The organism is Bacillus cereus (genome assembly GCF_002567495.1).
GTDB classification, from domain to species: domain Bacteria; phylum Bacillota; class Bacilli; order Bacillales; family Bacillaceae_G; genus Bacillus_A; species Bacillus_A cereus_AQ.
Window position 1 is genome coordinate 124,778 of sequence record NZ_NVAP01000010.1, and the last position, 10,854, is coordinate 135,631.

Genomic DNA, 10,854 nt, shown 5'->3' on the forward strand with positions numbered 1-10,854 from the left:
AATGATAGAATAGAAAACAAAGTACGAGCTTAGGCGAGATAACATTTTACCCGGCGATAAATATAAACACATGGAATGTATATTAAACTAACGAACTCGTACAAACTCGTAAGTTTTAATATAGTATTTGTCATGATGTACAAAAGGTGTCATACTGTTACTACAAAACTTACAAATTTACGCTACTTAAAAATATATGAACTTAAAGCACTTGATTGTCAACTAAAGGCAACAAGTGCTTTTTTGCGTTTTAGGATAGAAATAGGTAGACACATTATAATTTTATAAGTGCACGAAGTATTAAATTTTTATAGATTGTAAGGGCTTTGTACAGTGTATAACGAGAGTAGAAGAAAAAATAAAGGGTTGTATTATTTTTTGAAGTCATCGTAAAGTACGTTTTAACGGATTTACGTTACGAACACGTTATCTGCAAAAAAACGGGTTAACGTTACAGGGACTCAAATTACTGTAACGGGAGGGAATTTATGATGGGAAAGAAAGTAGTTGGTTACATACGAGTTTCAACGGAAGGACAAGTTACTGGGCGATGAATATAAAACCATGGAATGTATATTAAACTAATGAACTCGTACAAGCTCGTAAGTTTTAACGTAGTAGTTATCACGACATATAAAAGTCGTTATACTGTTACTATAAAACTTACAAATTTATGCTATTTAAAAAAGATGAAACTTAAAGCACTTGATTGTCTATTTGGGGCAACAAGTGCTTTTTTGCGTTTTAGCGTAGAAATCTAAAAGATCACTATAATTTTATTATGTAAACTTTTTCTGTTTTTTTACATAGTTTTTTATACAACTAACGAGAAGAAAAATGTTTACTATTACTTTCATTCCTGTAATAACGAATTCTACAATAGAAGACAGAACGTATATTTGGTATAATCAAAACATACTATATGAAATGATGTACATGAGTTTGAAATTCATGTAATGAGGTAAGCAATACATAACAATAGCTAATATTTAAAGTTCTTGTACCTATAGAATTCAATTCATGTTATATAAATTAATTGTTAGAAAGGAAAAGATGTAATGAATCAAATTTCATTTGAAGATTTATTTGAAGAAGAAAAAGAAAAGGTGGAGGTAGCTGAGGTATGTAAGGTACCAGCCCCTTTATCACCATTACAAAAAGATATTTTAGAATTAATTGATTCTGAAGAAATAAGTGCGCTTGAGCTATGTGAACGATTAATACGATCTGGTAAAATACCCGATGAAAGATTCACTACGAATAAGCCTAAAGCATATGGACAAGTATGTTTACTATTAGAAGGTTTTGTTACAGAAAGAAAACTTATTTTTATCAAAGATGATGAGAAAAGAGATAGGGTATATAAATTGAAAGAAGAAGTTTGAGATGTATAGTGGGAGATGAATGATTGGTTCCCTTTAACTTGCAGCTCCGTTAGTCTAGTAAGGTCCACTAAAAAGGTGTCAATCTCTCCTAGATTGACACCTTCATACTTTTAACATCTTACATACTTACGCTTAAAACCAAGTCTTCCTCTATCTAGTTCTTTCTGAATACTTTCAGAAGCATTTAACAAACTGCTTTTTTTATTATCACGTTTGACTTCAACTATACCAACTTCTTTTGCAATCTCGACTGCTTTTTCGTGTAGTGGTACATATGATATTGCCACGGTGTTTAGGAAATTATTCATAGCGGATTTTGTTCGTTCTGGAGAATGATGAATTGTATCTTTCACCATTTCAAGCATATCGGAAATTTTACTTTCGGAAAATTCATTGTCTTTGCGATTTCCTAAAAGCCAACAGTAGCAACTCCAGCCGGCAGACATTTTAAGCTCGTCCCCACTTGCAATCCATGTATCAGCAACATCTTGTGCGATATTTGATTCCGATAAAGTTACTGCCACTACATAATCAGATAGCATATAAAAATATGCCCCGTCTATCCAGCGATCAAAATCAGACTCACTCATAGCTTTTGGATCGGCAATAATGCCTGCAAAGTACATAGCATCGTAGTTACCTGTGTCATAAAGCTCTTCAGCTAACTCTTGATTTAATTTTATTTTTTTAGCGATTGGTTTCATAGCACCTGTAGCTACTCCGAAAACCGGCTCGTGCGCACCGTTAGATATGTATATTTTTTTCGTTCGTTCCTTACCTAGAGATTCAAGTTCTTGCATAACTGTTTTAAGATCCATAGTTGTGCAACTTCCTTTCTTCATGTGAAAGCCTTTTTAAGCCTTTCGTATTTCATATGTTAATACTAATTGTATTCAAGAGGTATGTCTACTTTCTAAAAGTATCGAAACTTGGTTTGAATTTTAGATGAAATAAAGAGCTAATTAAAAGGGTGGTATAATATAGAAAAAGTGAATGATGAAAATCAAATAGGGGGTGTTCAATTGGAAATAAAATTGAATCGATTATATAGAGAGATAGCGGAAACGGTTCATGCCCTGATTCCAGAAGAATGGGAGAAATTTTATTTTTATGCACAAATAGCAGAAGCTGGAGGGGGAACTTACTTTTTCTATAACAACTTCAGAAATAAACAAAATTATAAGTATAGTGTAGAAATTCCTTTTAAATACGAAGTTAATGAAGAGGAGTTTGAAAGGAAAGAAGATTCTTTATATAAATTGAGTAAGGAATTAAGAGATGTTTTTAAAGATAATCAGCAAGAGCTTTGGTACTCTTTTACAATGTCTCTGGAACATAGTGGGGAATTTAACATGCATTTCGATTATACCAATTGGCTCGAAACAGAATATAGTTTTAGTGATCAAATGATTATTTGGAAACATAAATACTTAGGTGAAGTACCAATTAATGAAAATGATAAAGCGCTAATTAATAAGTATAATAATGAATTTCCGAATAACCCCATTTAACTAAATGGAAAGAAGAACTGTTATTTATAAAAATTATGAGTTTTAAAGTAGTCGGTAAGTTATAAAATTGGTTCTGCAAGAGAAAAAATAAAGGAGAACTACAATGGAAGTACATGGAATAGTTTCAATATGGTTAGGTAATATGAAAACGCAAGATCAGTTGGATACATATATAGATGTTACGTATGATGAAGAAGGAGACGCTATACCAGCGAGTTTTTTTGTTGATTTTAATATAGATATGATTGATGTAGATGAGGATTTTATTGAAAAGGAAGTGTTAGAAGAAGCAAGTGATGACATTTCTATGTTATTAACGGGATGTTCATATGATGATAAAATACTTTCTCGAATTAAGGAAGAAGTTAAATTAAAGAAATCCTACAATTCTATCATATTAATTTATAATTTTCAGTATGACAATTCGGTTAGTAATTTTGAAGCTTTTGATTTTGTGACTGCTACAAGTTATCTATAGTTAGAAGCAAAGTACAGTAGAATAAAAATGCATTTGTATATTTTTTTCAATGAATATTTGGTATGATGGTGAATGGGAAAAATATACAAGCAGTTAGTGGTTCATAAAAGGGGGATTGAATTGAAAAGAACGCCTGAATTCGTATTAGGTTTAATTGGTGGCATTTTGGGAATTATTATTTCTATAATATTAATAGTTGTAGCGTTTAATATTATGGAAGGTGTTGATTACGAACTTTTAGCTTATTACTCTATTATTTTAACGGTTCAAATAGGGTTGTTCATTTTATCGTGTTTAGTAAACAAGGTTAATAATAAAGTTTATGGAGTTTGTATGATTGTGATTCCTATAGTTATGTTATTTATGTCATTATTCTTTTTACTTATTCCGACAATTTTACAAATTATATCTGGTTCATTTGCATTTAGAACATTAAAGTTAGAATCGAATGTAAGCTAAATGTAATTATTAACGTCTGAATATTCGGTTTTTTAAACATTTTCGTTTGCAGTTCAAATTAACATAAAGCACAAAGTTGTATGCTTTAGGAGGAGAAATAAATGATTATTTGGTCTGGTTGGGGTTTTTTAGTCGCAATTATTGTAATTATTAATACTCTTTTGGGTAAGGCTATCTTTGGATCTATAACGGGGGACGCTACATATTTTCAAGATCATAGTTGGCCAATGGCGGTAATGTTTATTATATCAGGGGTTATGTCTTGGTATTTAGGGAGATATATTAATAAGCCAAATGGGAAAGTTTATATAGATGCCGAAACTGGTGAAAAAGTTATGTTTAACAAAAAACACTCGCTATTTTTTATAAAAATGGAATATTGGGGACCAATTTTAGGAGTTATTGCAGTTGTAACTTTAATTACAAGATAAAAAAAGAGGATGGGTATAGTAAGAGTAATCTATTCAAGTAGAAGGAGAAATCAGTCATGAATGCAAAGAAACTACTAGGGGTAGCAGTTCCGGTCATGTTGTTATTTGGTTGTGGAGTTTCTGAGAAAACGAACACTTCTAAACAGGAGAAAACGGAAGAGTCTAAAGTAAAAGAATCGAAGTCTAATAGTAAGAAAGAAAAAGTTTCAAAGGAAGACTATCCTAATAAAGTGTATAAATTAGGGGTAGAGTTTGATAAGTTGTTTGCGGAGCATAACAATATTACAAGAGAGGTTTTTGACGGTAAGAAAAAGAAATCAGATATAGTAGATAGTGTGAAAGAATTAAACAAAGTGTTAGATAAATTTGAGTCGATAGATCCCCCTACAGAGTATGTAAACCAACAAAAAGATTTTGAAAAAGCAATTAGTTATTTTAGAGAGTCTTTTTCTTTAATAAATGAAGTATTCACCAGAAAAGAAAAAAGAGAAAAAGGTGATAAGACTGATAAAGAGTTAATAGAGAAATCTGAAAAGCTAGTGAAAGAAGGAGATATTTACTGGCTTAAGGCATTCAAAGATCTTGAAGGGGATATTAAAATCGGTGACGGTACAGTATCTATGAAAGATTTGAAAGAGTTAGATAAGAAAGCTGGAATTAATACAGATAACGTTATGAAGAATGTGAAAGATGGTACGGAATTAATCGGTAATTGGGGATTCCAAGGAACAGACGGTTTCAATATGTCACTCATTTTAAAAGGTGATAAGACATTTGAAACGTATGGTAAAGGTGAGTATCCAAATAAAAAGAATTATATTGAAGGAACTTGGGAATATGATAAGGAAGCTTTTACAATCTATTTACATCTCAATAAACGTTTAGTAGACGGTGTAGAAGATACAATTCAAAAAAAGAAAATAGCATATAAAGTTCAAGATTATGATGGGGAAAACTTGCGTTTATTTAATGAGACGTCATTTCATACAATTAAGTATGTGAAGCAAAGTTAAAGTTATGGAGGACTAGGTTTAAATGACCTGGTCCTTCATTAAAGTGCGAGTATGTAAATAATATGTTATCTTTCGTTCTGTTTACTTAGTATCATGTTATTCTTTAATAGAAGTAATAAATGGAGTTTTACATTAAATATATGAGGTTGGTTACAAATGATAAAGAAATTTACTAGATTAGTATTAATAGTGGTTATGCCAATCAGTCTTATTACAGGTTGTGGGGCTGCTGAAAAAGCTGAAACACAAAAGCCGAAAGCGGTACAAACGGAGAAAAAGGACTATATGGATTATTCATATGGTAGCAAAGGTATATTAGTAAGTGGCAAAGCGAAAGAGCGGCAACAATACGAGATTGGATATATGGATGATAATAAGTTAATTGGGATTGACGAAAATATTGAAGACTGCATTATTTTAGATAATAAAGATAAAGCAGGTCTCATTTGGAAACAAATAGAGCGTGGATCTATTATTGAAGTGCAATACGGTAAGGATCGCAATGATATCGTAGGCGTGCAATTCGTAGGAGATCGTGAGTCATATGAAATTAGTGATAAGTTTGATCGGAATACGATAAATGAGATTGTTGAAAACGTTAAAGGGAATTTGTAATATATGTATTTCGATAGTATAGGATCTCTTATTATGAAATTGTGAATCAACGGCATTTTTTATATGAAAATGCCGTTGATTTGCGTTAAAAAATAAATGCTATTCTATAGTCTTATAGAAAAACACGTATTAATCATAAATGAATTATTCTTCGTTCAGCTGTGATGATCGCCGCAAGGTTATTATCCAAAATAAAAGAGCGCAAGCACTAACAGATAAACCTAATATGCATACGCCATTCCAACCATATTTTGCATACGTATTTGTTGAAAGAATTGCACCTGTTGCACTACCGATAGAATAAAAAATCATGTAACTGGCAGTAAGTCGACTTCTTGCTTCGGGACGCACTGTGAACAGCATACTTTGATTGGTGACATGTACAGCTTGCACCGCTAAATCTAAGAGGATAATGCCGAAAATTAGTAATAATAGAGAGTGATTAATAGATTTAATTAGGAGCCATGAAAGTACTAATAAAGATAAAGCTATGCCAGTTGTTCTTTGTCCTAATCCTTTATCAGCTAATTGTCCAGCTTTAGTAGCAGCTAATGCACCTGCAACTCCAGCAAGGCCGAACGCACCAATAGCTGTATATGAAAGATTATGTGTTGTAGCACTTAGAGGTAATACTAAAGAAGTCCATAAAATACTAAATGAAGTGAAAATGAGCAATGCTAATATTCCGCGAATGCGTAAGAGTCGTTCTTCTACAAATAATAAGAGTACAGAACGTATTAACTTCCGGTAAGGCATAGTTGTCATTCTGCTCTGTTCAAGAGTAGGTAAATTACGATATAACAAAACAGTTACGAATAGTATAAGGGTAGCGGAAGTGAGATAAACGGACCGCCATCCAGCTAAATCTGTTAATGCGCCTGCAAATGTACGGGCAAGGAGAATGCCTATTACAACGCCGCTTGTAACGAAACCTACTATGCGTCCACGTTCTGCTGGATTTGCTAAAATGGATGCGTATGCGACGAGTGTTTGCGTAACTGTTGCAAGAATTCCTACTAAGGCCATACCTATAAAAAGTACGATGGCCGAGGGAGCGGTCCCAATTACAATTAAAGCGATAACGGATAAAAGCATTTGAACAATAATGAGTCTTTTTTGGTTTAATAAGTCACCAAGTGGAACTAATAAAAGTAATCCGATTGCATAACAAACTTGAGTAATAGTAATCACAATACCGATAGTTGAATGACTAATCTTAAATTCATTTGATAAAGAATCAAGTAGCGGATGAGCGAAATATATATTTGCCACCGCCATCCCGCAAGCTATTGCGAATAATAGAGTCATATAGCGGGACATGTTTGCGCTAATAGGTGAATGTAACTGGGGGTGATTATGTTTAAGAATGGTCATCATCTTTTCCTTGCTATTCATAAAATCAGCTCCATTTTGTATTGTTGTAAATAACGTACCGAATGGTATGTTATTTTGTAAGTAAAATATAATCTTGAGTAAATATATATGTCAAGTTTCTTTTGATTTAATTACGTTTTCTTTGACACATCGTTTATAATTTAATACGATATATAATATACTGATTGGTACATAAAGTGTTAGTTTATAATCTGAAAATGTAGAGGAAGGGGATATTTTTAAATGGCTCGACTACGCGAATTTGATGAAGAAAAAGCTTTGGATGCTGCTATGCAACTTTTTTGGGAGAAAGGATACGCTGCTACTTCATTAAGTGATCTAACTGCAAGAATGGAAATACAAAAACCGAGTTTATATTCAGCTTTTGGTGATAAAGAGGGCTTATTTGAAGCGGCATTAAGGAGATACACAAATTTACATGCGGCTCGTATACGAACAAAACTTCAAAACGAACAATCTGTAAAAGAAGCAATTCGGATGTTTTTTGAAAATATGGTGGAAGAGGAATATAAAAAAGAGTTCAGTAAAGGCTGTTTTTGTATTAACACAATGGTTGAGCTTGCTCCTCATAATGAAAAGTTTGAAGTACTGACTAGAGAACATCAAATGTATCTTGCAGTTATCTTTCAAGAATTAATCATGAAGGGAATTCGATCAGGAGAACTACAAAGTGATTTGAACGCTAAAGCATTAGCGCAAACATTAGTCACGTCCCTAATTGGATTAACAGTGTTAATGAAATCACGCCCAGAACGTTCCGTTATAGATAATTCGGTATCTATAATAGTATCGTTAGTGAAATAATTTTTGAGTGAGATGTTAATCAGCAAATTAAATATTAAGAAAGTCGATTCCTTATTAAAATAAGAAATCGACTTGTTATAATTATATATTTTGTAAGTTGTCTTTCCAAAAATTATAGCTATTATCAATAACTTCTTTTAATTTGAAATAATTTTCTCAAGTAACTTGCACGTGGTAGAGAGTTTCTCCATCGTCTGTAAAAATACCCGAGTAATCATCTATATACTTCCACTCATCCTCATTGTTAAAGTAGTACATTGCGAATTGGTTGCCCTCATCATTTAACATGTTGTCTGCTAAAACGCCATCCCAGTTTATATAAATTTGTGTGCCAGTCATTTGTCTAAGTTTAAATTGATTAATTTCGTCTTGAGACTCTTCTTCAAATTCATGACTAAATAAATTATGTTCAATGATCCAGCCTAAAAACATGCCAGTATGTACAAATGCTTTTGACGGTATTTGTAATTAGTTGTAAAATAATGTTTGTTGACGAATTTTATAAAAAGTATGTTAGATGAAATTCATTTGTAGGGATGACATATGAATAGTTTCTTAATGGATATAAAATACAATAATTTAAATATATAAATAAAAAGAAAATATATTGAAAGTACATAGTAGATTCATATTTTTAAAATTAATGTGACAACAAAGGGAGGTTGAGATATATACACGGTGGGAATGTGTATGTATCTATTATAATAATGAAAAAGACAATCAAAAAACGAGTAATCGCACTATCAACAAGTCTAGTGATTTTTGGGAGTGCACCTTTACTAGCATCAGCAGAAGAGATAAACAAATCTCAAACTGACCAACTTAGTATTGCTCAAGGGGAAAATGGAACGAACGGATTAAATTATTCTAATTTCAAATTGGAAGTTCCTGAGCATGTACAAATTAACGAAGCAGAAGTATCTGAAAATGAAAAAATGCTTTTAGAAGAATATAAGCATAAACATGATGAAACAGAAGAATTAAACAAAATGAAAGATGCAAAAAAGGGGCAAGTAGCAGAAAAGGAAGCTATTTCAAACATTGAAAAGGCATTTGAATCTGTAGATGGTCGAAATGATGGATCTGATCGTCAAATGAAACCTGTTGCAAAGCCAAGAGGTATTCAATATAGTGCACCGAGTACGAAGAAATATGGAACACTTGCAGGAGTTCCATTTGTAGAGTGGATTGTTCCAGCGGGAAACCCTGATATCCGTCCTGCAAACCCGATGAAAGCACGTTACATTACAATCCATGAGACCGCAAATACAGCCGCTGGTGCTAATGCTGAAAATCATGCGAAATATTTATACAAGCAAGCAACTGAAGGGACTTTCCGAACAGCTTCATGGCATTTTACTGTAGACGATAAACAAATTTATCAACACTTACCAACAAACGAAAACGGTTGGCATGCAGGAGATGGGGATGGTTCAGGAAATAGGGAGTCTATCGGTATCGAAATCGCGGTTAACCAAGACGGTGATTACAATAAAGCGTTAGAAAATGCAAAACGACTTGCAGGTTATTTAATGAACAAAGAAGGAATTGGTGCAGATCATATTTACAAACATCAACAATGGAGTGGGAAAAAATGTCCTGACATTTTAATTTCACGTGGTAATTGGGCTGGTTTCGTACAAGGAATTCAGTGGTATGCAAATATAAATACGCAGATTGATACGCCTTTACAAGATAAAAATGAGTCATTTGATCCAAATGAACATAATCCAGCTGAACCTAGCATGGAACTAGTGGTAAATGGTAGCGGCATCAATGTACGTAGTGATGCAGGTATTGAACATCGTGTTGTACGTAAAGCTTCAAGCGGAGAGCGTTACAAAGTATTAGCGGTTAAAAATGGTTGGTACAAAGTAGGTGATGGAGAATGGATTTTCTATGACCCAAGTTGGATTAAAATTAACTACAATGTACCAAAGGAAGAAGTACAAAAGCCTAAGGAAGAAGTACAAAAACCAAAAGATGATATTACGGGTGGCTGGTTTGAAGGGCATATTCGTAAATTAAACAGTCTAGGTATTATGCAAGGAGAAGGGAATGGTGTATTTGCGCCATATCGAAATGTAACGAGAGCAGAGTTTGCGAAATTAATCTCGAATGCTCTTAAACTACCAGAGGGAAATAAGTCATTTGTAGATATTAATGAGGCACATCCATCACTTCATGACGGTATTAAACGTTGTGCAAGTGCAGGAATTATTAATGGTCGTGGTGAAGGGATTTTTGATCCTAACTCACCAATTACTCGTGAAGAAGTATCTATTATGATTGACAAAGCATTACGATATAAAGGAATTACAGGTGAGTTAGTAGCATTACCATTTACAGATAAGCATTTAATAACATACAAAGAATCGGTTCAACGATTATACAGTCTAAAGGTAGTTAATGGTATTGGAAATAATGAGTTTGATCCTCGAGGCACAGCAACTCGTGGTCAGGCAGCTGCCTTTATTGTGAAGATGTTAGATTCAATGCAAAAATAAAATGAAACTTTAATCAGTGAGGGCCACTTGCACTGCAATCGAGCAGTTTATTCACCGAATTTTGAAATGAGAGTGTTACTGTCCGCAAATAGCGGGATAAATTGTATGTAGAAGCTGACATTGGTAGAAGTAAAAAATAAGAAGAATTTGAAAGGAGCTATCCAAAATAATAATTTGGAATAGCTCCTATTTAGTAGGAAGAACAAATTGTATTTGATAGATTGTAATGTAGAATGCCCTTCCAAGCCCCTTCCAA

The 10,854-nt window shown here is 33.0% G+C and carries 12 protein-coding genes and 1 pseudogene; 10 read left to right on the forward strand and 3 right to left on the reverse strand.

Features of this window, described 5'->3' with window-relative positions; translation table 11 throughout:
* Positions 1–81: 81 nt before the first annotated feature.
* Together COK05_RS32030 and COK05_RS05535 are read left to right on the forward strand one after the other, a co-directional pair.
* Positions 82–288, forward strand: coding sequence for a hypothetical protein (locus tag COK05_RS32030; RefSeq protein WP_078185409.1), 207 nt, complete (start codon positions 82–84; stop codon positions 286–288).
* Positions 289–1,058: 770 nt separating this feature from the next.
* On the forward strand, positions 1,059–1,385 hold the full coding sequence (locus tag COK05_RS05535; protein WP_098611768.1) for a DUF3895 domain-containing protein: 327 nt from the start codon (positions 1,059–1,061) through the stop codon (positions 1,383–1,385).
* A 110-nt stretch (positions 1,386–1,495) separates the two neighbouring features.
* Here COK05_RS05535 and COK05_RS05540 read toward each other — a convergent pair whose 3' ends face one another.
* Positions 1,496–2,203 (reverse strand): DNA alkylation repair protein, encoded by a 708-nt coding sequence (locus COK05_RS05540; protein WP_098611769.1) that lies wholly within the window; start codon positions 2,201–2,203, stop codon positions 1,496–1,498.
* A 204-nt stretch (positions 2,204–2,407) separates the two neighbouring features.
* Here COK05_RS05540 and COK05_RS05545 point away from each other — a divergent pair, with 204 nt between their 5' ends.
* The 6 genes from COK05_RS05545 to COK05_RS05570 all read left to right on the forward strand — a co-directional run bounded on the left by COK05_RS05545 (position 2,408) and on the right by COK05_RS05570 (position 5,892).
* A complete protein-coding gene (locus COK05_RS05545) occupies positions 2,408–2,896 on the forward strand; it encodes an antitoxin YezG family protein (RefSeq protein WP_098611770.1) in 489 nt (162 codons plus the stop codon).
* 103 nt (positions 2,897–2,999) lie between these two features.
* Positions 3,000–3,374 carry an immunity 22 family protein gene (locus tag COK05_RS05550; RefSeq protein ID WP_098611771.1) on the forward strand — a complete coding sequence of 125 codons (375 nt, stop codon included), beginning with the start codon at positions 3,000–3,002 and terminating at the stop codon, positions 3,372–3,374.
* A 120-nt stretch (positions 3,375–3,494) separates the two neighbouring features.
* On the forward strand, positions 3,495–3,833 hold the full coding sequence (locus COK05_RS05555; protein ID WP_000831724.1) for a DUF4064 domain-containing protein: 339 nt from the start codon (positions 3,495–3,497) through the stop codon (positions 3,831–3,833).
* Positions 3,834–3,934: 101 nt separating this feature from the next.
* On the forward strand, positions 3,935–4,264 hold the full coding sequence (locus tag COK05_RS05560; protein ID WP_043936650.1) for a hypothetical protein: 330 nt from the start codon (positions 3,935–3,937) through the stop codon (positions 4,262–4,264).
* A gap of 56 nt (positions 4,265–4,320) precedes the next feature.
* Positions 4,321–5,277, forward strand: coding sequence for a DUF3994 domain-containing protein (locus COK05_RS05565; protein WP_098611772.1), 957 nt, complete (start codon positions 4,321–4,323; stop codon positions 5,275–5,277).
* A 156-nt stretch (positions 5,278–5,433) separates the two neighbouring features.
* Positions 5,434–5,892 carry a hypothetical protein gene (locus COK05_RS05570; protein ID WP_098611773.1) on the forward strand — a complete coding sequence of 153 codons (459 nt, stop codon included), beginning with the start codon at positions 5,434–5,436 and terminating at the stop codon, positions 5,890–5,892.
* A gap of 144 nt (positions 5,893–6,036) precedes the next feature.
* Here COK05_RS05570 and COK05_RS05575 read toward each other — a convergent pair whose 3' ends face one another.
* Positions 6,037–7,287, reverse strand: coding sequence for an MFS transporter (locus COK05_RS05575; RefSeq protein ID WP_098611774.1), 1,251 nt, complete (start codon positions 7,285–7,287; stop codon positions 6,037–6,039).
* A 222-nt stretch (positions 7,288–7,509) separates the two neighbouring features.
* On the opposite strand from COK05_RS05575, the gene COK05_RS05580 reads away from it, so the two are divergent.
* Positions 7,510–8,091, forward strand: coding sequence for a TetR/AcrR family transcriptional regulator (locus COK05_RS05580; RefSeq protein ID WP_098611775.1), 582 nt, complete (start codon positions 7,510–7,512; stop codon positions 8,089–8,091).
* Between the two features lie 81 nt (positions 8,092–8,172).
* Here COK05_RS05580 and COK05_RS05585 read toward each other — a convergent pair.
* Positions 8,173–8,553: pseudogene (locus COK05_RS05585) on the reverse strand (DUF7832 domain-containing protein).
* Positions 8,554–8,798: 245 nt separating this feature from the next.
* Between COK05_RS05585 and COK05_RS05590 the strand changes: the two are divergent.
* Complete coding sequence (locus COK05_RS05590) at positions 8,799–10,598, forward strand: S-layer homology domain-containing protein (RefSeq protein WP_098611780.1); 1,800 nt, start codon at positions 8,799–8,801, stop codon at positions 10,596–10,598.
* Positions 10,599–10,854: the final 256 nt, after the last annotated feature.

Excerpts from the sequence above, each read along its gene's own strand:
- COK05_RS05540 (WP_098611769.1), bottom strand. The coding sequence starts at position 2,203 with ATGGATCTTAAAACAGTTATGCAAGAACTTGAATCTCTAGGTAAGGAA.
- COK05_RS05590 (WP_098611780.1), top strand. The coding sequence starts at position 8,799 with ATGAAAAAGACAATCAAAAAACGAGTAATCGCACTATCAACAAGTCTA.
- COK05_RS05565 (WP_098611772.1), top strand. The coding sequence starts at position 4,321 with ATGAATGCAAAGAAACTACTAGGGGTAGCAGTTCCGGTCATGTTGTTA.
- COK05_RS05575 (WP_098611774.1), bottom strand. The coding sequence starts at position 7,287 with ATGAATAGCAAGGAAAAGATGATGACCATTCTTAAACATAATCACCCC.
- COK05_RS05560 (WP_043936650.1), top strand. The coding sequence starts at position 3,935 with ATGATTATTTGGTCTGGTTGGGGTTTTTTAGTCGCAATTATTGTAATT.
- COK05_RS05570 (WP_098611773.1), top strand. The coding sequence starts at position 5,434 with ATGATAAAGAAATTTACTAGATTAGTATTAATAGTGGTTATGCCAATC.
- COK05_RS05580 (WP_098611775.1), top strand. The coding sequence starts at position 7,510 with ATGGCTCGACTACGCGAATTTGATGAAGAAAAAGCTTTGGATGCTGCT.
- COK05_RS05535 (WP_098611768.1), top strand. The coding sequence starts at position 1,059 with ATGAATCAAATTTCATTTGAAGATTTATTTGAAGAAGAAAAAGAAAAG.
- COK05_RS05550 (WP_098611771.1), top strand. The coding sequence starts at position 3,000 with ATGGAAGTACATGGAATAGTTTCAATATGGTTAGGTAATATGAAAACG.